Origin of the sequence: Microbacterium sp. NPDC087868 (assembly GCF_044900755.1) — a bacterium.
In the GTDB taxonomy this organism is placed as follows: domain Bacteria; phylum Actinomycetota; class Actinomycetes; order Actinomycetales; family Microbacteriaceae; genus Microbacterium; species Microbacterium galbinum.
In genome coordinates this window covers 893,768-912,696 of sequence record NZ_JBJDNO010000001.1, presented here as the reverse complement: position 1 = coordinate 912,696, position 18,929 = coordinate 893,768, and the positions used below count along the sequence as shown (strand labels likewise).

The following is an 18,929-nucleotide window of genomic DNA, read 5'->3' as shown; positions in this document are numbered from 1 at the left end:
TCCAGACAGGAAAGAAGAATCCATGGACCTCCTCATCGTCGGCTCCGGTCTCTTCGGACTCACCATCGCTGAGCGCGCAGCAGCCGCCGGACGCAAGGTGACTATCCTCGATCGACGCCACCACATCGGCGGCAACGCTTACAGCGAGGCCGAGGCGATGACCGGCATCGAGGTCCACCGCTACGGCGCGCACCTCTTCCACACCTCGAATACGACCGTGTGGGAGTACGTGAACCGCTTCACCACCTTCACGAACTACGTCCACCGGGTGTACTCCGCTCACAAGGGAGTGGTCTACCCGCTCCCCATCAACCTGGGAACGATCAACCAGTTCTTCCAGGCCGCGTACAGCCCCGCCGAGGCGCGGGCGCTCATTCAGGAGCAGGCGGGCGAGTTCGACCCGGCGACGGCGACCAACCTCGAGGAGCGGGGCATCGGTCTCATCGGGCGCCCGCTGTTCGAAGCCTTCATCCGCGACTACACGGCCAAGCAGTGGCAGACCGAGGCGAAGGACCTCCCGGCCTCCATCATCAGCCGGCTCCCGGTGCGCTACACCTACGACAACCGGTACTTCAACGACACCTGGGAAGGCCTCCCCACCGACGGGTACACGGCGTGGCTCGAGCGAATGGCGGATCACCCCAACATCGACGTGCGCCTCTCGACGGACTTCTTCGACGAGGCCCAGCCCCTCAACAAGGCTGCCGTCGTCGGGCAGGTCCCCGTCGTCTACACCGGGCCCGTCGATCGCTACTTCGACTACACCGAGGGCGAACTGAGCTGGAGGACCATCGACCTCGAGGAGGAAGTCCTCGACATCGGTGATTTCCAGGGCACGAGCGTCATGAACTACCCGGATGCGGACGTGCCGTTCACGCGCATCCACGAGTTCCGTCACTTCCACCCCGAGCGGGCAGACCGGTACCCGAAGGATCGCACGGTCATCATGCGGGAATTCTCACGGTTCGCGGGCCGTGACGACGAGCCCTATTACCCGGTGAACACGGCGACCGATCGCGAGCGACTTCTCGCCTACCGCGACCTCATGGCGGGGGAGAAGGACGTGCACTTCGGGGGACGCCTCGGCACCTACCAGTACCTCGACATGCACATGGCCATCGGCTCGGCGCTGTCGATGTGGAACAACACGCTCGCCTGATCGGCGACCGGACGATGTTCCTCACACCGGGATGAGCGAGACCTCGATCGGCGCGCCGGGTTCGGCGCGGCGCTACCTGCACTCCCTCTGGCTCCTGTCGGCCCGCGATCTCCGCGTGCGCTACGCCACGAGTTGGCTGGGATATCTGTGGTCGGTGCTCGACCCGCTTCTGATGAGCCTGATCTACTGGTTCGTCTTCACCCAGGTCTTCTCGCGCACGGTCGGCGAGCAGCCGTACATCGTCTTCCTCATCTCGGCCCTCCTGCCGTGGGTGTGGTTCAACTCGGCGGTGACCGACTTCACCCGCGCCTTCAGCCGTGACTCCAAGCTCGTGCGCTCCACCGCGATCCCGCGATCGATCTGGGTCAACCGGATCGTGCTGAGCAAGGGCATCGAGTTCCTCTGCTCGCTGCCCGTGCTCGCGGCCTTCGCGATCTTCGCGGGTGCGACGGTGTCGTGGCAGCTGCTGTGGTTCCCTGTCGCGGTGCTCCTGCAGGCGGTTCTGCTGGTGGGCCTCGGACTCCTGGTGGCTCCGCTGTGTGCGCTGTACGCCGACCTCGAGCGCACCACCCGCCTGATCCTGCGCGTGCTGTTCTACGCCTCACCGATCATCTACGCCGGCTCCGACCTCCCGGGGGCTTTCGGCGAGTTCGCTGCGGCCAACCCGTTGTTCGGTATTTTCAGCCTCTACCGGGTCGCGTTCTTCCCCGACCAGTGGAATCCCACGGAGATCCTCGGCGCGGTGCTGGTCAGCGCCATCGCGCTGGTGCTCGGCATCCTCGTCTTCCGGCGTCTCGAGCCCGCCGTCCTGAAGGAGCTGTGATGAGCGCGATCGAGGTCGTCGATCTGGGCGTCCGCTTCCGTCGCAATCGACGGGGCCGCCGAAGCTTCAAGGATCTCTTCGGAGGCAAGGGCCGTGGCAAGCGTCCCGGCGAGTTCTGGGCGCTCCGGGGCGTCTCGTTCACGGTGCAGCCCGGCGAATCGATCGGCGTCGTCGGCCGCAACGGCCAGGGAAAGTCGACGCTGCTCAAGCTCGTGGCCGGGGTCCTCCTGCCCGACGAAGGACGCGTCGACGTTCACGAGGGGGTCGCTCCGCTCATCGAACTCACCGGCGGCTTCGTCGGGGATCTCACCGTGCGCGAGAATGTGCGTCTCACGGCGGGATTGCACGGTATGAGTCGCGCGGAGATTTCTCGTCGTTTCGACGGCATCATCGAGTTCGCCGAGCTGCAGGACTTCCTCGACACCCCGTACAAGCACCTGTCGAACGGCATGAAGGTGCGTCTTGCGTTCTCCGTCGTCTCGCAGCTCGAGGAGCCCATCCTGCTCGTCGATGAAGTGCTCGCCGTCGGTGACAAGGCGTTCCGCGAGAAGTGCTATCGACGCATCGACGAACTGCTCGCCGAGGGGCGCACGCTCTTCTTCGTGAGTCATAACGAGCGGGATCTGCGTCGGTTCTGCGAGCGCGGTCTCTATCTCGACAAGGGTGCGCTCGTGCTCGACGGGCCGATCGGCGACGTGCTCGACCGGTACAACGCCGACAGCACCCAGGCCTGAGCCCACAGCCCCGGCCTCAACGGAATGCCGCGCCCCTCATCAGATCCCGAGGAGGCCTCGGAGCGTCTGGAGTCGCTCGCGAGCCGTCGTCACGGAGTCCGTCGTGCCCCCGCCGCTCTCGGCGGCGGAGCGGACCTCGCTCAGCGCCGCGGAGTACTCCGAGACGGCGGTGAACCAGGAGTCCGAGATCGACGTGGGCGGCGTCGTCTCCGCCAACCGCTGAGCATCCTGCTGCAGCTGATCGACGACTCCGACGGCGTCCTGCCCGCTGAGCTGAGCCAGCATGTCGAGGCCGCGGACGCCGTCATCGAGGCGGGGCTGCACCTGTGCCACGAAAGCGGAGAGGTCAGGCGCGGGCGCGACCGGGGGAGTGCCCGGCTCCTCGGACGGGTTCTCGGAGGCTCCTGGATCGGGCTCACCCGACGGCGACGGGCTCGCGGTCTCCGAGGACGACGGAGACGGCGACGGGGCACCGCCCGGGGTCTCGCCGCGGAGCAGGAAGAACCACAGGAGCGCCGCCACGATCGCGAGGGCAAGGATCACCGAGCCGATGATGATCCAGATGCGCGCACGATTCTTCGGTTTGGGCGGGATGGGGGCCCAGCGCAGTTCCGGCTGAGGGGTGTTCGACATCACGCCTCCAGGGGCGACATCGGCTGCCAGGAGCGATCCCGGGAGATCTTCCGCCCCTCCTTGAGACCGCGGAACAGATTGCTGGTTCCGCGCACGGTGCGCTCGACGAAGACCAGGCGGATCAGCTCCTTGGCGAAGGTCATCGCCGTGCCCAGGCCGAAGAGCACCGGGTTGTAGTTGTCGTGGATGCGGTAGTAGTGCTTGATGTGGGCACGGTTGCGCATGATGTAGAAGCGATAGGCGTTGCTCGACGCGTTCATGTGACGGATGCCCATATCCCACTGCTTGATCTCGCGGGTACGGCGCAGCACGAACTCATCGACGATCACGGCGGTCGTCAGGCGCGATGCCAGCCAGCCGTACATCTGGTCGTCCCAGTAGATGAAGAAGCGATGGTCGGGGAGGCCGATCCGCTTCACGATCGAGCGGTGGATGAACATCCCCTCGAAGCATCCGCTGTTCATCTCCTTGAACCCGGAGGCGTCGAAGCCGGACGGCGCGAAGGGGATCGGGATCCCCATGCGCTCGGCGATCCGGTACTGCCAGTAGAACTCGCTGCCGTCGTAGTCGTAGCGGCGTCCCTGGATGCTCTTGAACCGCGAGGACCACTTGCCCATCTTCGCGAGACCGTCGGGGATGACCTCGACGTCGTCGTCCATCATCCAGATCCATTCGGAACCCAGCTCGTACGCCGTGCGCATGCCTTCGCTGAACCCACCGGATCCGCCGGTGTTCGTCTCGAGGCGGCGGTAGACGATCTCGGTGCCGATGCCCGCCCGGAACGACTCCACGACCTCGGTCGTGTCGTCGGCGGACGCGTTGTCGATGATCACGACGTGGCCCGGCTTCGGGTCCATCGTCGTGATGCTCTCCAGCAACCCGGTGAGCAGGTGCGAGCGGTTGTAGGTGACGATGACGATCGTCGCCGTGGCCGGGTCGAAGGCGACGGATGCCGCGGTCATGCCTGCTCCTCGAAGATCTGCTCCCAGGATTCTGGCGAGACGAGTCCGGGCAGCGCATCGCGGTACTGCTTCTGCAGCTCCGGCCACCTGCGCTGCAGTTCTGCGTGGAGGCGCACGCTCTCGCGCAGCATCCGGCGGTACTTCGCGCGGTCGCGCGTGTAGATGTTCTTCCCCGACCCGTCGGCCGTGCTGACGAGTGCGCTGTCGAAGACCGGAAGGCGCCACCAGTGCGCATCGTCCTTACCGAACTCCACCTCGGGCTGGGCCACGTTGGCGGGATTCGGCTTGTGGAGCCAGTGCGCGATCAGCGTCGTCAGGGTGAACTTGCGCAGCGCCAGGCCGCTCGGGCTGTCGTACTCGTGCCGTGAGCGCTGTCGCTGGAAGACCTGGCGTCCACGACGCGAGTGGAGCACGGCCGTCGGGTCTTTATGGATCACGGTCTCGGGGTACTCCGACGACAGCGCTCGGGCGGCCGGCATCGCGGTCGCGAGCGTGCGCCGCATGTGGTCCGGGCCCGAGAGCACGTCGCGCAGGGCCCGCGCGCGAAGGGCCACGGGGTAGTACTGCATCATCATGAGGTGCTTGAGGTCCACGCGACGGCTGTGACGGATCAGGTGTCCGCCCTTCGGTGCGTTCGAGTGGATGAGTCCTGCCACGATGCGGTTGCGGGCGTGGAAGTACGCCTGCCAGTCGATGGTGTCGTCCTTGTTGACCCATGAGACGTGCCAGAGCGCGACGCCCGGCATCGACACCGTCGGGAACCCCGCTTCGCCGGCACGCAGACAGAACTCGGCATCGTCCCACTTGATGAAGGCGGGGAGCGAGAGGCCGACCTTGCGGATCGCATCGAGGGGGATGAGGCACATCCACCAGCCGTTGTAGGCGGAATCCATGCGCATGTGAAGGAGGGGGGACTGGCGCAGGTTGGAGACACCGAAGTCGTGCGGCATCTCCTCCTGGTAGAGGTTGCGCCACATGAACGGCGCTTCGTCGACGACCTCGGCCCAGCCGTGCAGCTTGGGCCGGTCGAGCAGATCGAACATGTGGCCACCCACGAGCATCGGGTTCGTGGCGTACCGCCCGAAGACGACGGAGCGGCGCAGCGACTCCGGCTCGATGCGCACGTCGTCGTCGAGGAGCTGTACGAAGTCGCTCTCCGGGCGCTGGAGGGTCTCGTGCATCGCCCGGGCGAAGCCGCCGGAGCCGCCGAGGTTCGCCTGCCGAATCACCTGGAGGGTCTCGCCGAGCTCTGCCGCGACCTCTGTGAATCCGTCCTGATCGGCGACGAGCTGGGTGCCCTGGTCGACGAGGAAGATGCGGTCCACGAACTCGAGAGCATCGGGCGATGCGGCCAGGGCCTGCAGGGTCTCGACGCAGTAGTCGGGCTTGTTGTAGGTCGTGATTCCCAGCGAGGCCTTGCCCGTGCGGGCCGGCTCCTGCTCGGTGGTCCACTCGGCGCCCTCGAGAATGACGTTGCTCTCGTCGGCGACGACGTCGAACCAGAGCCATCCGCCGTCGCTGTACTGGGTGAGTTCGAGGTCGAACGTCGTCGACGATTCGCCGGTGACCTCGCTCGTGGCGACGCGCTGACGCACACCGGAGCCGTTCGAGCGGTACACGAGGATGGTGGCGGATCCGCTGGTGCGGACGGTCAGCTGCACCTGGCGGATGCTCGTCCAGTGCTGCCAGTACGAGGCGGGGAACGCGTTGAAGTACGTGCCGAGCGACACTCGTCGGCCAGCGACGATGCGGGCGCGGTGGCGGCCGAGGATGTTGCCGAGATGCGCACGGTTCGAGACGCGCACCGGCTCGTTCTCGATGACCGACCACGTCTCGGGGTCGGCGTACAGCGGGAGGAGGTCGGGGTCGCGATCGAGCGGGAAGACGACGTTCTGCAGGACGTGGGCCACGGGGGAGTTCTCCGGAGGGGTTTGCGCCGACTGCCGCCGGACGGGCGGAGCAGTGGACTCTGCGAGCAGTGAGTAGCCTACCCTCCACCACCTCGGGATCCGCGGAGAGTCGGCGGGTCCCGGGCGGTGTCGAGGGCGCGGGATAGGATGGCGGGCGATGAAGGTATTGATCACCGGCGGTGCGGGATACATCGGATCGACAGTCGCGACGGCATGCCTGGAGGCCGGGATCGAGACGGTGCTGATCGACGATCTGTCGACCGGGCTGCGCGCGTTCGGCGAGGGGCGGGGCCTCTACGTCGGCGACATCGCGGATGCCGAGGTCCTCGACCGGGTGCTGGCCGACCACCCCGACATCGACGCCGTGGTGCACTGCGCCGCGCGGATCGTGGTGCCCGAGTCCGTCGACGATCCCCTGGGCTACTACGACACGAACGTGGGCAAGACGGTGCTGCTCCTCGCACGCCTGCGCGCGGCCGGAATCGATCGGATCGTGTTCAGCTCCTCCGCCGCGGTCTACGCGGCCGAGACCGGCGGCGGGGTCGACGAGTCCGGGGCGCTCGCGCCGTCGAGTCCGTACGCCTCGACGAAGGCCATGGTCGAGCAGATCCTCCGCGATGCGGCGGTGGCCGGCGACTTCCGTGCGATCGCTCTGCGCTATTTCAATCCGATCGGTGCCGACCCCCGCCTGCGCACCGGACTGCAGAACCCGCGTCCGACCCATGCGCTCGGCAAGATCATGCAGGCGAAGGCCGAGGGCGTGCCGTTCACGATCACCGGCACCGACTGGCCCACGCGCGACGGTTCCGGCCTGCGCGACTACATCCATGTGTGGGACCTCGCCCTCGCCCATGTCGCCGCCGTGCAGCGCTTCGACGACATCGTGACGACGCCGGATCCCTACCGGGTGATCAATCTGGGCACCGGCGACGGCGTCACCGTGCGCGAACTCGTCGCCGCCTTCGAGCGGGTGACGGGGGAGACCCTTCCCGTCATCGATGCGCCGCGTCGCGCGGGGGACCAGGCCGGAGCCTTCGCGATCGTCGATCGAGCGCACGATCTGCTCGGTTGGCGCGCGGAGCGATCGACCGACGACGGCGTGCGCGACGCCCTCGACTGGGCGGAGAAGCTGCCCGCCGTGCGCGCCGCCTCCGACGCGCTCTGATCGAGCGTTCGCTCAGCCCTGCGCGCGCAGCGTCGGGATCACACCCGTGTGCGCGGCGTCGATGTTCTCGCGCCACGAGCGCGACTGGCCGGCGCGCAGCGCGCAGAGCACGAGCAGGAACCACCCGGCTCCCACCAGGGTGAAGCTCTCGAAGACCGAGTCGACGGCGAGCGTGATCAGAGTGATGGGCGTCCACGCATAGACGACGGAACGGCGCACGCTCGCCACCAACCAGGAACGAACGAGCGCGACGCCTCCGAGCAGGAGGAACAGCACGAGTCCGGCGGTGCCGAGCTGGAGCAGGACGTCGAAGAAGGCGTTCAGTGCGCTTTGATGACGATCGTCGAGCAGGAAGTTGATGTACGTGAAGGGGTATTCGCCCCGCGCCCATGCCCCGAACCAGCCCCAGCCCTCGATCGGCTTGAGGACGACGAAGTCGAGGATGGTGTTCCACAGGGTGGCGCGGATCGAGAAGTCCGAACCCGCGTCGAGCAGCGCGATGATCTGGTGCCGGAAGGCGAAGGCCACCGCCAGGGCAGCGGTGACGAGCACGCTGAGCGACCATTGCACGATGCTGCGTCGGGCCGGGGGCGAGTGCCGCACCAGGGTCAGCGCCGCGGTCACGATCCCCACCGCGGCGGCGAGGACGAGCACGGTCGGGGAGGACGAGAAGGCGGCGAGGAGTGCCGCGAGAGCGATGGACGGGATGGCGATCGCTCGGCTCACGGACTGGGTACGCCACTCGATCACGAAGGTGATGAGGGCGATCACGGCGACGAAGCCGAGCATGTTCCGGCTGCCGAAGATGCCCTGGACGGGGCCGCCGGCCGCGAGGTTCCCCTGGATCCCGAGCGCGACGAAGGGCACGTCGAGCAGGATGCCGGAGAGGGTCTCGAGCGCGAGGGAGACGACGAGGAGTCCGCGCAGCGCATCGCCGAGAGCGCGGACGGTCTGCAGGGTGTCGCGGATATGCCCGACGGTGAGGGCGAGGAACGCGTAGCCGAACAGCGACGACCACCCCAGCAGCGTCTCGCCGCGGTCGGTCGTCCACACCAGGCTCACCAGCGCCCATCCGAGGAAGGCGTAGAGCGAGAACGGTGCCAGGCGCAGTGCGGAGAGCTCCTCGCGCCGCGCCCACAGGATCGCCGCTCCGAGCAGGCAGAGCACGGCGATGATCGTCGCGAGCGTCACACGCGAGGTCAGTCGCTCGATCGCGAACGATCCGAACACGGCGGTGATCACCGCGAGCGTGAATGCCCTGGCCATCTCGACCGACCCGAGGAGTCGGACCGCACGGGTGGTCGACGTCACGGGATCCGCCGGGCGCGCGCGCCGCGGTCGAACAACTGCTCCCGCTCGCCGACGCCGATCAGGGGCACCGACTTGAGCTTGAACGTGAACATCACCAGCAGCATCCATCCCCAGAGCATGATCGGGGTCGACTCGGAGAGTCCCTGCACCAGCAGCACGATCGTGAACATGCTCGGCAGGAGCGTGATCGGCGAGAAGTTGCGCGAGGAATTGAGGTCCCATCGGGGGCGGTCGACGGCGAAGAACCACGACCGCCAGAGCAGGCTCAGATACGAGATGCCCATCAGGATCACGCCGAGGACGCCGAGCTGCATGAGCACGTCGAGCCACATGTTGTGCGCGTGGAAGACGGTGAGGCCGTGGTCGACGATCCAGCCGTCGAAGGCGGGGTCCCCGGGAATCCACGGACTCGAGAAGCCGTTGCCGAACAACGGATGCTGGGCAGCGCGCTCGAGCACCGCGGTCCAGATCTTGTCGGAGCGCCCCGTCAGGTCGGCGCTGCGTCCGACCAGGCCGAGCAGCGGCTCCCGGAGCAGCCACACGGCGGCGGCGAGCACGGCGGAGCCGCCGATCGCGATCACGTAGATGCGCGTGCGGTCGCCGGGCGTGCGCGCGCGACGCATGACGAGGGCGACGGCCAGCGCGACGCCCACGGCGGCGGCGCAGATGAGGGCGGTGGTCGAGGCGGTGCGCACGAGGAAGAACGCGGCGAGCAGCATCCACAGCGCGAGCGTGGTCCGCCAGCGCGCGCGGGCGGCGAAGAGCACTCCGAAGGTGAGGATCGCGAACAGGGAGATGATCGCGAGGATGTTCGCGTTCGCCACGATGCCCTGGAGCCGACCGCCGTCGAACAGGTTGTCGCGCACCCAGTACAGCTGCGGGTCGATCCCGTCCTCGGGGATGACGGCGAAGTTCGGAAGCAGCGGGCCGTGGATCACCAGCGACACCCACAGCTCGAGCGCGATGGAGAGGCCGAGGATCCACTTGAACGTCGATGAGAGAGCACGCACGATCTCGTGCCACGTCAGCACGTGCGCCACGAACAGTCCGTTGATGGTCACCGCGGCGAGGAGCAGCCAGGTGAGCAACGTCGGCCCCCGCCACTGAGACCACGCGACCGAGACGAGCGCGAGGGTCGTGTAGGCGAGAGCCGTCCACGGCAGGCGCCGCCAGCGGAACGCCTGCGGGCGGTTGCGCGCCAGCATCGGGACGCCGATCGCGACGGTGGCCAGCGTGAACACGACGAGCACGACGGCGGCGCCGAGCATACCGAGGAGGTTGTAGACGGCGGTGTGCGCGAACGTGACGAAGAGCGTGAGGATCACGTAGCCGCGCAACAGCAGATGCCCCGTCGATTCCCGCTCGGGGGCGGTCGGCGGGGCGCTCACCGGATGCTGGGTGTACTGGGCCATCGCGATCAGGGTACCGCGAGGCGGTCACGTGCGTCTGTGAGCGGCGTGGCGCGCTCTACGCTGGGAACATGCTGCTGCACCTCACCAACGCACCCCGCGACTACGCCTGGGGATCGGAGACCCTTCTCGCCGACCTCGAAGGGCGTGCGCCGAGCGGCGCCCCCGAGGCGGAAGTCTGGTTCGGGGATCACCCGGGCGACCCCGCGGATGTGGTGGGCGGTGGCACGCTCGATGCGGTCACGGGCGGAACGCTTCCGTACCTGCTGAAGCTGCTCGCGGCCGCTCAGCCGCTGTCGATCCAGGTGCACCCGACCCTGGCGCAGGCGAAGGAGGGCTGGGAGCGCGAGAGCGGCCTCGCGCTCGACGATCCGCAGCGCAACTATCGCGACGCCAACCACAAGCCCGAGCTGCTGGTCGCGCTGAGCGAGCGCTTCGAGTCGCTCAGCGGCCTGCGCCCGGTCGCACAGACGTTGCAGCTCATCGATGCCCTCGCGCCCACCGCCGCAGTCGGCGCGCTGCGCGAGCGTCTCTCCGCCGAAGGTGACGTCCTGCGCGACACCCTCGAGTGGCTGCTCGACGGGTCGGCGGGCGAGGCCGTCGACGGCGTCATCGACGCGGTCGTCACCGCCTCCCGAGGGGACGCGGGGGAGTGGAGCGACACTCTGCGCGCGATCGCGCGGATCGCCGACACCTACCCCGGTGACCCGGGGGTCGTGGTCGCGCTGCTGATGAACCACCTCGTGCTCCGCCGGGGCGAGGGCGTCTTCCTGCGCGCCGGTCTCCTGCACGCCTACCTCTCGGGCCTCGGCGTGGAGATCATGGCCGCCAGCGACAACGTGCTCCGCGGGGGACTCACGCCCAAGCGGATCGACGTGCCGGAACTCCTGTCGCTCGTCGACACCGCACCCGGGCTCGTCCCGGTGCTGCGCCCTGCCGAGGAGGGCGCGATCACGACGTACGACGTGCCGGTTCCGGACTTCGCGTTGCGCCGCATCGTGCTCGACGGCTCGCCGACGAGCGTGCCCGTCGACGGCCGGACCATGGTGCTCGCCACGGGCGGCACGGTTCGCGTCGAAGGCGCGGATGCCGCGATCGATCTGCCCGTCGGGGCCGTCGCCTATGCGTCCGACGACGAGACCGAGCTGCGTCTGTCCGGCCTCGGCGAGGTCTTCATCGCGTCTCCGGGGCACTGACGCGCGACGTCTGCGCCCGAGTCCACCTTCGGGCGCGCGACACGCCGATATACCGTCAAGAACCTTCAATACATGATTGAGGGTTTACGATCCGCGACTTGACCCGAGCGAATGACACGGGTGTAATTAGTGGTGCACGGCCCGGCGGGGGGCGAGATATGAGGGGTTGGAGGTCGAGATGACGGGATACCGATCCGACGTTCCGGAGAACTGGTTCGTCGACCCGGTCAACCTCGGTGTACCCGGGGTTCGAAAGGTCGAGGCAGACGACGACAACGCTCTCGCCTGGCAGACCGACGCCCTGTGCTCTCAGACCGACCCCGAGGCGTTCTTCCCGGAGAAGGGCGGCTCGACGCGAGACGCCAAGCGCATCTGCACCTCGTGCGACGTGCGCGGGGAGTGCCTCGAGTACGCGCTCAACAACGACGAGCGGTTCGGTATCTGGGGCGGTCTCTCCGAGCGCGAGCGTCGCAAGCTCAAGCGCCGCGCCAGCTGAACGGCGACGCATCCGCCGGTCGACGGTCTCCCGGATGGAATCCGACCGGGACCTTCGCGGGCGCGCCGCACCGGCTGCCTTCTCCCGCGTCGCACCGCGCTTAGGCTGACGATGTCATGCCAGCCCGAGTTCACGCCATTATCGTCGCGCGCCCCGGTTCCTCAGCCCGCGCGCAACTGCTCCGCACCCTCGAGGCGCTGAGATCGCAGACCGCACCGGTGGAAGCGGTCACCCTCGTGGTCTGCGGCGACGCCGCATCGGCTCGTACCAGCGAGGCCGTCGCGCAGACGGTCGAGGGGATCGTCGAGGCCCGGCACTCCACCTCGTTCGCCGAGGCCGTCGAACTCGCGCGTCCCCGGGTCGCCGAGAACAGCGCCGTATGGCTCCTCGCACACGACACCGCGCCGCACCCTCGAGCCCTGGAACGCCTCGTCGGGATGCTCGAGCGTTCGCCGTCGGCCGCGATCGCGGCACCGAAGCTGGTCGCCACCGACAACGATCGTGAGATCGTCTCCCTCGGCATCAGCATGACGAGCCTCGGCCGTTCGGTCGAGCTCTCGGCGGGTGAGCTCGACCAGGGGCAGCACGACGGTCTCGATGAGGCGCTCGCGGCCGACATCCGCGGCATGCTGATCCGCAGCGAGGTGCGCGATGCGCTCCGCCCGGACCCGGCGCTCGCCGGAGCCGATGAGGGCCTCGATCTGGGCGTGCGCGCTCGTCTCGGCGGCGGACGCGTGGTCCTCGCCCCGACCGCGCGGATCTCGGTCTCGCCCGACGGCCCGGCATCGCTCCCTCGCGGCCGCTCCCGGCGTGCCTATGTGATCCGCCTCGCCCAGCTGCATCGCCGCCTCGCCTATGCGCCGGCGATCGCCGTGCCGCTGCACTGGATCGCGCTCCTGCCCCTCGCGCTGTGGCGCTCGATCGCGCACCTCGTCGGCAAGCGCCCCGAGGAAGTCTTCCCCGAGTTCGGTGCCGCCGTGGTGGCGATGCTCCGATTCGGAGCGCTCGCCCGTTCGCGTGCCGCCATCCGATCCTTCCGCACCTCGTCGTGGGCCAGCATCTCGCCCCTGCGCGTCACGGGCTCGCAGCTCCGCCGTCGTCTCGACGACGGCCACGGTAGCGAAGGCGGCGCCGTCAGCGAACTGCACTTCTTCGGCGGCGGTGGCGCGTGGGCCGTGCTGGCCGCCCTCGCCGTGAGCGTCGCGTCGTTCACCTCTCTTCTCGCCTGGCCCTCGCTCGGCGGCGGAGCCCTCCTGCCGCTCCGGCAGACCGTCGCGGGACTCTGGCAGGACGCGGTGTGGGGAGTCCGGGGGCTCGGCCTCGACGTCGTCGGTCCGGCCGATCCCTTCGCCGGTGTGGTCGCCGTCCTCGGCTCGCTCTGGCCGGGATCGCCGTCCTTCGCCCTCGTGCTCCTGTGGGTGCTCGCGCTGCCGCTCGCTGTCCTCGGCGGTTGGTTCGCCGCGACGCGGGTGACGGATCGCGCGGGGCTCCGCATCTTCGCGGGAGTCGGATGGGCTCTGGCGCCGACGTTCCTCACCGCGCTCGTCGACGGCCGCCCGACCGGCGTTCTCGTGCATCTCCTCCTGCCCTGGCTGTTCCATGCGGCGGTCGTCGCGCATCGATCGTGGGGAGCGGCGGGGGCGGCATCGCTGGTGTTCGCCGCCGTGGCCGCGTGCTCGCCGTCACTCGTCCCCGCACTTCTCGTGCTCTGGGTCGTCGGGCTCGGGATCACTCTGGGTACGGCCCAGTTCCGTGGCGCCGTTCGCCTGCTCTGGACCCCCATCCCGGCCCTCGTGCTCTTCGCGCCGCTCGCGTACGCGCACCTCGTCGACGGATCGCTCGTCGCACTCCTGGCCGATCCCGGGGCGATCTGGGCCGGCCCGCAGGCGGCGGCGGATGCCGCAGGGCGCCTCGCCCTCGCGACGGGATATCCCACCGCGGATGCCGCAGGGTGGGCGGCTTTCCAGATCGCGCCGCTCGGTGCCTGGGCGGCCGTGTTCAGCGCGCCTCTCGCCCTGCTCGCGCTCGGTGCGGCCGTCGCGCCGCGCTGGCGTGCGGGTATCACCCTGCTCGTCGTCTCGCTCGCCGGCTTCGCGACGGCGTTCCTGGCCGTGGGCGTCACGGTCAGTTTCGCGCAGGGCACTCCGGTCGCCATCTGGCCGGGAGCCGGGCTCTCGCTCGCGTGGATCGGCATCGTCGGTGGCGCGGTCGTCACCCTCGACACCGCTGTCACGCTGCCGCGACTGCGCACTGCCGTCACCGGCATAGCCGCGATTGCTCTAGTGGTCGGAGCGGTGCCGGCCCTCACGGCTCTCCATCTCGATGCATCCGCGCTGCGCAACGGGCCCGATTCGACGCTTCCCGCGTACGTCGCGGCGCAGGCCTCCGGGGATCAGCCGATCAGCACGCTCGTCCTCACGCCGCAGAACGAGGGCGGACTCGCCGCCGAGGTGGTCTGGGGTGCGAGTGAGACCCTGGGTGCGCAGACCACGATCCTCTCGACAGCGGAGCAGCCGCGAGGGACCGACATCGCCGCCCTCTCGGTCGACCTGCTCTCGGCGCGCGATTTCGATGCGCCGGGGGAGCTCGCCGCCCACGGGATCAGCTACGTGCTCGTCGCGCAGGTGCCGGGCGATGAGGCCGACCAGGCTCGTTCGATGCGGACGTCGGCGATCACCGCGATCGATCAGCGCGCCGGGTTCGTGCACGCCGGCACCACGGATCGCGGCGTTCTCTGGAGGGTCGACACCGACATCGCCGCACCGGCGACTCTCACGAACGCGCAGGAGCATCAGGCGCGACTCGTCGTCACTCTGCAGCTGATCTTCCTGTTCGCCGCTCTGCTCCTCGCTCTGCCCACCCGTGCGTCGCGACGCGCGGCGCGTGCGCAATCCCGCATCGTCGGGCGTGCGCCCGAGGAGCCACTCGTCCTCCCACGGCATCGCGAGGAGCTCGCGGAAGCCTCGATCGTCGAACCGGGTGGAGTGGACGAACTCGCTGAAGCCGCGATCGTCGGCGAGACGCCCGCGGATGCACTCGAGGAGGCCGTCGCACCGGACGGCGAGACCTCGAGGAACGACGTGGAATCACGCGGAGAGGCCGTTGACGCGCCGACAGGAGATGCTGCCGTCGACGATGACGCCGCCGATCCCACCGGGGACCCCGACACCGAGGAGCAGCAGCGATGAGCCGCACGCGAGTCTTCCGAGTGGTCGCCACCGGCGCGCGCGTCGCCGTGGGCGCCGTGGTCGCGGTCGCCTGCGTCACCGGCGTCGTCACCGCGATCCACGCACCGTGGCCCGAGGTCGCGCACGAACCTGCGCAGGTGGAGGTCACGCCGCTTCCCGGAGCGCCGATGCTCGTGTGCAACGGCGACTTCCGCGCGATCGGTCGCGACTCCTCCGACCCGCTGAGCATGCGCTCGGCGGGGTCGCCGTCGGTCACCGTGGACGGGACCGGTGGCGCTCCGGCATCCGCACCCATCGCCGCGCCCGATCTCATCGGCGGTGCCGAGGTCGACCGATTCACCGGAGAGGTCGTCGACCGGAGCGCGCCCCTCATCGCCGCGACCGAGTCGATCTCGGTCTCGGCGACGGATCTGGCGGGCTTCGCCGCCCTGCCCTGCGGGGAGAGCAGGTTGGAATCCTGGCTGGTCGGAGGAAGCGTCGCCACCGGGACCAAGGACATCGTGACCCTCACCAACGCGGCGGCGGTGACGTCCACCGTGACCCTCTCGACGTACGGCGATTCGCGGAGCAACCGCACCGTGATCGTCCCGGCGATGACGCAGGTCGCCCTTCCGCTCAGCTCGATCGCGGCGGGCAATACGACACCCGTGGTCGAGGTCACGGCCGAGGGGGCTCCTGTGAGGGCGGTTCTGCAGTCCTCCTTCGTGCGCACGCTCGACCCGGCCGGCATCGACCTGCAGGAAGCGGTTGCCGGGCCGCAGCGGCATCCGGTGATCGTCGGCGTGCAGTCGTTCGACGGCGACGGTGACAACGCCGACATGACGGTGCTCCGGCTGCTTTCGGCCGGTGCGGACGGGCGAGCCGTCGTCACGGTGCGCGCGGTCGGTTCACCCGAGGTCGTCGAGGAGTTCACGGTGGATCTCGCGGCCGACACCCCGGCGGAGGCGTCGCTCAGCGCCCTCGCGCCCGGGTCGTACTCGGTGTCGATCGAAGCCGACACCCCGGTGGTCGCGGGTGTCCGTCAGCAGAACGGATTCGGCAAGGGCGCGGACTTCTCGTGGATGACACCGGCGCCGGAGATCGGCACGGACGCCCTCTTCGCGGTGCCGAACGGACCCCAGCCGGCGCTGTACCTCATCAACGAAGACGGTGCCGATGCGACCGTCACCCTCGAGAACCTCGGCAGCGGGAACTCCCGCGAGGTCGTCGTGCCCGCCGGCAGTTCGGTGGCGGCGACACTCAACGGCGATACGGTCTATCGGCTCAGCACCTCTGACGCCGTGCGCGCGGCGATGAGCATGTCCGGTGCCGGAGCGCTCGCGACGTGGCCTCTGCAGCCGAGCGCGGGCGCGGAGAAGAGCATCACGGTCTACCCCTAGACACGGGGACGATGCGCTCCGGTCAGTGGTCGTGGCCGAGATCCCACGGCTCGCGGCCGACGTACTCCGCCGCTGCCCGGAAGACGGCGCTCTCGATCGCCATCCGTCGGTGCGCGTTGTCGTCGTGGCCGGGAGGGAGAAGACGCTCGATGGGCAGGCGGAAGAGCACGATGCGTGCGTGCTCGCGATCGAGGTACCAGCGCGGCACCTCGTCACCCGCCTCGAATCCGGGCATCGCACCGATCTCGAATCGCACGTCCTGCAGCTCCGGCCACGTGCCACGGAGGAACTCGACGGCGGTTCCCACCGAGAGGTCGAACCGGTCGAGGCGTCCGTCCAGCGGAGCCAGGGGAGGCCGCACGACCTCGCTGCGGCCGAGACGGCCGTGGCGTCCGTGCCGCGCGCCGCGCCGGGGCGCCTCTGGGGTGCGGGGGGAGCGTCGACGGGGCATGACGAAAGTCTAGGCCGTGTGCGGCGCCGAACGGCGCGGCATCCGTCGTGGACGCGTACCGGACCGTAGCCTGGCACGGATGGACGGACGACTCTGCTCGAAGGTGGGCTGCGCGCGCGAAGCGGTGGCCACGCTCACGTACGACTACGGCGACCAGATGGCCGCGCTCGGTCCGCTCGGACTCGAGCGTCACCCGCACGCTCACGACCTGTGCGCCCAGCACGCCGACCGGTTGTCGGTGCCCGCAGGGTGGATCGTCGTGCGCCACGAGGCGCTGCGCGCCTGAGCGTCAGACCCCGACGCGGCGCCCCGAGAGCCGCTCGGCGCGGGCATCCGAGGCGATGAGTGCGCGTCGCTCCCGCTCGCGACGGATGACCGTGATCGCGACCAGGGCGCGCTCCGGTGAAGCCTGCGGCAGGGGGGAGACGAAGGCGGATGCCTCGGCGAGCAGCTCGTTCGCGACGCGCGCGCGTGCCCCCGGCACGAGCTGGTGCGCCGAGGCGAGGAACTGCGAGATGCGCCGGGCGAGACGGTCGGGCAGACGCGCGACGTCGGCGATCTGCGACCAGCCGAGGAGCTCACCGGGCATCACCGGAACGCTCTGGGCCAGCGCCGGCGTGCGCACGCGCTGGCTGTAGGTGCCCGCCACGAGATCTCCCAGGCGCTGGGACCGTGCGGTGAGGGCGCCTGAGAGGACCGCGAGTCCTCCGAGGGTCATGTAGATCTCCAGCACTCCGAGGAGCGCGCGGATGAACGCGTGACGGAATCCCGTCGCGCCGCCGTCGATCCGGACGATGCGCCCGCCGACGGCCAGCTTGCCGAGGCTGCGGCCCTTCGTCAGCATCTCCATGCTCAGGGGCAGCACGAGGAAGCTCACCGCGAGAGAAGCGATGGTCGCGATTCGGTCGGTCGCCTCGGTGAGAACACCGGCATCGAGCAGCCAGACGCGGAGGAACAGCCACAGGATGAAGACCCCGTAGCCGAGCAGCATGTCGATGAGCGCACCGAGAGAACGCATGAGGAACCCGACCGGCTGGACGTCGATGGCGACGGCTTCTCCGGAGAGCATCTCGTCGGTCGTATCGATCGGCACGGACATGAGTACAGTAAATCAGGTGGATGCCGATGCGTTGACCGATGCACGCCGCGCCGAGTGGGCGCGGCTGGATGAGCTCAGCCGCGCCTCGCTGGACGGGGCGGCAGTCGACGAACTCATCGTGCGCTATCGCGCCGCGTCAGCGGATCTCGCCGAGCTCAAGACGTCGGTCGGCGACTCGCCGCAGGGTAACTACCTTTCGACGATCCTCGTTCGCGCTCGCATGCGACTCACGGGTGCTTCGGACAGCGTCCTGACGCAGGCTGCGCGATTCTTCGCTCGGCAGTTCCCCGCGGCGCTCTACCGTCTGCGGTGGCTCACATTGGCGATCGCCGTCGTGTTCCTCGCGATCGCGATCGGAACCGCCGCCTGGATCGCGAGTGACCCGGCGCTCGTGGCGACGCTCGGCCCACCCGCTGCTCTCGAGCAGTACGCAGACGAGCGCTTCACCGGCTACTACACAGAGAATCCCGCCGCGGTGTTCATGGGCATGGTGTGGTCGAACAACGCGTGGCTGGCAATGCTCTGCGTCATCTTCGGGGTGACCGGCATCTACCCCGTGTACATGATCGTCACGAACGCTATGGCGATCGGGCAAGCCGGCGCGATCATGGCCGCCTACGACAAGGCCGACATCATGGTGCTGTACGTCCTGCCGCACGGGATGCTGGAGATGACGTGCCTGTTCGTCGCGGCTGCCGGCGGGCTACGACTGTTTTGGTCGTGGGTGGCACCGGGGCACCGATCACGCTCGGAATCGCTCGCGCAGGAGGGCAGAGCTCTCGCAACGGTTTCGCTCGGCCTCGTTTTCGCGATGTTCCTCGCCGGCCTCGTCGAGGGCTTCGTGACCGGGTGGGCTCTGCCCTGGCCGCTCAAGATCGGCATCGGCGCGGCGGCGCTGGCCGTGTTCCTGATCTACATGCTCGTCGTCGGCGGACGCGCCTATCGCCGCGGCGAGACGGGTGATCTCGTCGAGTACGAGGCGGGCACCCCACGACTTCTCGCGGGGTGACCGGA

Annotated in this window: 17 protein-coding genes; 10 read left to right on the top strand and 7 right to left on the bottom strand. The window is 69.0% G+C overall.

The features are described 5' to 3' along the window. Positions 1-22 precede the first annotated feature (22 nt). From glf to ACI2JZ_RS04535, 3 genes are read left to right on the top strand one after another with little or no spacing between them, the layout of a single operon-like run. On the top strand, positions 23-1,159 hold the full coding sequence (glf, locus tag ACI2JZ_RS04545; protein ID WP_404596637.1) for a UDP-galactopyranose mutase: 1,137 nt from the start codon (positions 23-25) through the stop codon (positions 1,157-1,159). A 31-nt stretch (positions 1,160-1,190) separates the two neighbouring features. Next, entirely contained in the window at positions 1,191-1,982 is a 792-nt protein-coding gene (locus ACI2JZ_RS04540) for an ABC transporter permease (protein WP_404596636.1), read from the top strand. Then, on the top strand, positions 1,982-2,716 hold the full coding sequence (locus ACI2JZ_RS04535; protein WP_404596635.1) for an ABC transporter ATP-binding protein: 735 nt from the start codon (positions 1,982-1,984) through the stop codon (positions 2,714-2,716). Before ACI2JZ_RS04540 ends, ACI2JZ_RS04535 begins: the two co-directional genes overlap by 1 nt. A gap of 39 nt (positions 2,717-2,755) precedes the next feature. Here ACI2JZ_RS04535 and ACI2JZ_RS04530 read toward each other — a convergent pair whose 3' ends face one another. The 3 genes from ACI2JZ_RS04530 to ACI2JZ_RS04520 are packed head-to-tail and all read right to left on the bottom strand — an operon-like array spanning position 2,756 to position 6,221. Continuing rightward, the gene (locus ACI2JZ_RS04530) at positions 2,756-3,349 is read right to left on the bottom strand and encodes a hypothetical protein (protein WP_404596634.1); all 594 of its coding nucleotides are present in this window, start codon (positions 3,347-3,349) and stop codon (positions 2,756-2,758) included. Beyond that, positions 3,349-4,311, bottom strand: coding sequence for a glycosyltransferase (locus ACI2JZ_RS04525; protein ID WP_247622882.1), 963 nt, complete (start codon positions 4,309-4,311; stop codon positions 3,349-3,351). The genes ACI2JZ_RS04530 and ACI2JZ_RS04525 overlap by 1 nt, the downstream gene beginning before the upstream one ends. Beyond that, positions 4,308-6,221 carry a glycosyltransferase gene (locus ACI2JZ_RS04520; RefSeq protein ID WP_404596633.1) on the bottom strand — a complete coding sequence of 638 codons (1,914 nt, stop codon included), beginning with the start codon at positions 6,219-6,221 and terminating at the stop codon, positions 4,308-4,310. Before ACI2JZ_RS04520 ends, ACI2JZ_RS04525 begins: the two co-directional genes overlap by 4 nt. Before the next feature lie 157 nt (positions 6,222-6,378). Between ACI2JZ_RS04520 and galE the strand changes: the two genes are divergently transcribed. Then, entirely contained in the window at positions 6,379-7,386 is a 1,008-nt protein-coding gene (gene galE, locus ACI2JZ_RS04515; protein ID WP_336640617.1) for a UDP-glucose 4-epimerase GalE, read from the top strand. Positions 7,387-7,398: 12 nt separating this feature from the next. Here the strand turns inward: galE and ACI2JZ_RS04510 are convergent, their stop codons facing one another. Beyond that, the gene (locus ACI2JZ_RS04510) at positions 7,399-8,697 is read right to left on the bottom strand and encodes an O-antigen ligase family protein (protein ID WP_404596632.1); all 1,299 of its coding nucleotides are present in this window, start codon (positions 8,695-8,697) and stop codon (positions 7,399-7,401) included. After that, complete coding sequence (locus ACI2JZ_RS04505) at positions 8,694-10,109, bottom strand: O-antigen ligase family protein (RefSeq protein WP_404596631.1); 1,416 nt, start codon at positions 10,107-10,109, stop codon at positions 8,694-8,696. Before ACI2JZ_RS04505 ends, ACI2JZ_RS04510 begins: the two co-directional genes overlap by 4 nt. A gap of 68 nt (positions 10,110-10,177) precedes the next feature. Between ACI2JZ_RS04505 and manA the strand changes: the two genes are divergently transcribed. The 4 genes from manA to ACI2JZ_RS04485 all read left to right on the top strand — a co-directional run bounded on the left by manA (position 10,178) and on the right by ACI2JZ_RS04485 (position 16,365). Further along, entirely contained in the window at positions 10,178-11,302 is a 1,125-nt protein-coding gene (gene manA, locus ACI2JZ_RS04500) for a mannose-6-phosphate isomerase, class I (RefSeq protein WP_404596630.1), read from the top strand. A 178-nt stretch (positions 11,303-11,480) separates the two neighbouring features. Next, complete coding sequence (locus ACI2JZ_RS04495) at positions 11,481-11,798, top strand: WhiB family transcriptional regulator (RefSeq protein WP_247622876.1); 318 nt, start codon at positions 11,481-11,483, stop codon at positions 11,796-11,798. A 116-nt stretch (positions 11,799-11,914) separates the two neighbouring features. Continuing rightward, positions 11,915-14,986: a glycosyltransferase family 2 protein gene (locus ACI2JZ_RS04490; protein WP_404596628.1), complete on the top strand. Its 3,072-nt coding sequence runs from the start codon at positions 11,915-11,917 to the stop codon at positions 14,984-14,986. Further along, positions 14,983-16,365: a DUF5719 family protein gene (locus ACI2JZ_RS04485; protein ID WP_404596627.1), complete on the top strand. Its 1,383-nt coding sequence runs from the start codon at positions 14,983-14,985 to the stop codon at positions 16,363-16,365. Before ACI2JZ_RS04490 ends, ACI2JZ_RS04485 begins: the two co-directional genes overlap by 4 nt. Before the next feature lie 22 nt (positions 16,366-16,387). On the opposite strand, the gene ACI2JZ_RS04480 is transcribed toward ACI2JZ_RS04485, so the two are convergent. Then, positions 16,388-16,816 (bottom strand): hypothetical protein, encoded by a 429-nt coding sequence (locus ACI2JZ_RS04480; protein ID WP_404596625.1) that lies wholly within the window; start codon positions 16,814-16,816, stop codon positions 16,388-16,390. Between the two features lie 79 nt (positions 16,817-16,895). Here ACI2JZ_RS04480 and ACI2JZ_RS04475 point away from each other — a divergent pair, with 79 nt between their 5' ends. Continuing rightward, complete coding sequence (locus tag ACI2JZ_RS04475) at positions 16,896-17,102, top strand: DUF3499 family protein (RefSeq protein WP_247622872.1); 207 nt, start codon at positions 16,896-16,898, stop codon at positions 17,100-17,102. A 3-nt stretch (positions 17,103-17,105) separates the two neighbouring features. Here the strand turns inward: ACI2JZ_RS04475 and ACI2JZ_RS04470 are convergent, their stop codons facing one another. Then, on the bottom strand, positions 17,106-17,915 hold the full coding sequence (locus tag ACI2JZ_RS04470; RefSeq protein ID WP_404596624.1) for an RDD family protein: 810 nt from the start codon (positions 17,913-17,915) through the stop codon (positions 17,106-17,108). 16 nt (positions 17,916-17,931) lie between these two features. On the opposite strand from ACI2JZ_RS04470, the gene ACI2JZ_RS04465 reads away from it, so the two are divergent. After that, the gene (locus tag ACI2JZ_RS04465; RefSeq protein ID WP_404596776.1) at positions 17,932-18,924 is read left to right on the top strand and encodes a stage II sporulation protein M; all 993 of its coding nucleotides are present in this window, start codon (positions 17,932-17,934) and stop codon (positions 18,922-18,924) included. Positions 18,925-18,929: the final 5 nt, after the last annotated feature.

Bases quoted from the DNA above. Each gene is read 5' to 3' on its own strand.
- glf (WP_404596637.1), top strand. From the start codon at position 23: ATGGACCTCCTCATCGTCGGCTCCGGTCTCTTCGGACTCACCATCGCT.
- ACI2JZ_RS04540 (WP_404596636.1), top strand. From the start codon at position 1,191: ATGAGCGAGACCTCGATCGGCGCGCCGGGTTCGGCGCGGCGCTACCTG.
- ACI2JZ_RS04535 (WP_404596635.1), top strand. From the start codon at position 1,982: ATGAGCGCGATCGAGGTCGTCGATCTGGGCGTCCGCTTCCGTCGCAAT.
- ACI2JZ_RS04530 (WP_404596634.1), bottom strand. From the start codon at position 3,349: ATGTCGAACACCCCTCAGCCGGAACTGCGCTGGGCCCCCATCCCGCCC.
- ACI2JZ_RS04525 (WP_247622882.1), bottom strand. From the start codon at position 4,311: ATGACCGCGGCATCCGTCGCCTTCGACCCGGCCACGGCGACGATCGTC.
- galE (WP_336640617.1), top strand. From the start codon at position 6,379: ATGAAGGTATTGATCACCGGCGGTGCGGGATACATCGGATCGACAGTC.
- ACI2JZ_RS04505 (WP_404596631.1), bottom strand. From the start codon at position 10,109: ATGGCCCAGTACACCCAGCATCCGGTGAGCGCCCCGCCGACCGCCCCC.
- manA (WP_404596630.1), top strand. From the start codon at position 10,178: ATGCTGCTGCACCTCACCAACGCACCCCGCGACTACGCCTGGGGATCG.
- ACI2JZ_RS04495 (WP_247622876.1), top strand. From the start codon at position 11,481: ATGACGGGATACCGATCCGACGTTCCGGAGAACTGGTTCGTCGACCCG.
- ACI2JZ_RS04490 (WP_404596628.1), top strand. From the start codon at position 11,915: ATGCCAGCCCGAGTTCACGCCATTATCGTCGCGCGCCCCGGTTCCTCA.
- ACI2JZ_RS04485 (WP_404596627.1), top strand. From the start codon at position 14,983: ATGAGCCGCACGCGAGTCTTCCGAGTGGTCGCCACCGGCGCGCGCGTC.
- ACI2JZ_RS04480 (WP_404596625.1), bottom strand. From the start codon at position 16,816: ATGCCCCGTCGACGCTCCCCCCGCACCCCAGAGGCGCCCCGGCGCGGC.
- ACI2JZ_RS04475 (WP_247622872.1), top strand. From the start codon at position 16,896: ATGGACGGACGACTCTGCTCGAAGGTGGGCTGCGCGCGCGAAGCGGTG.
- ACI2JZ_RS04470 (WP_404596624.1), bottom strand. From the start codon at position 17,915: ATGTCCGTGCCGATCGATACGACCGACGAGATGCTCTCCGGAGAAGCC.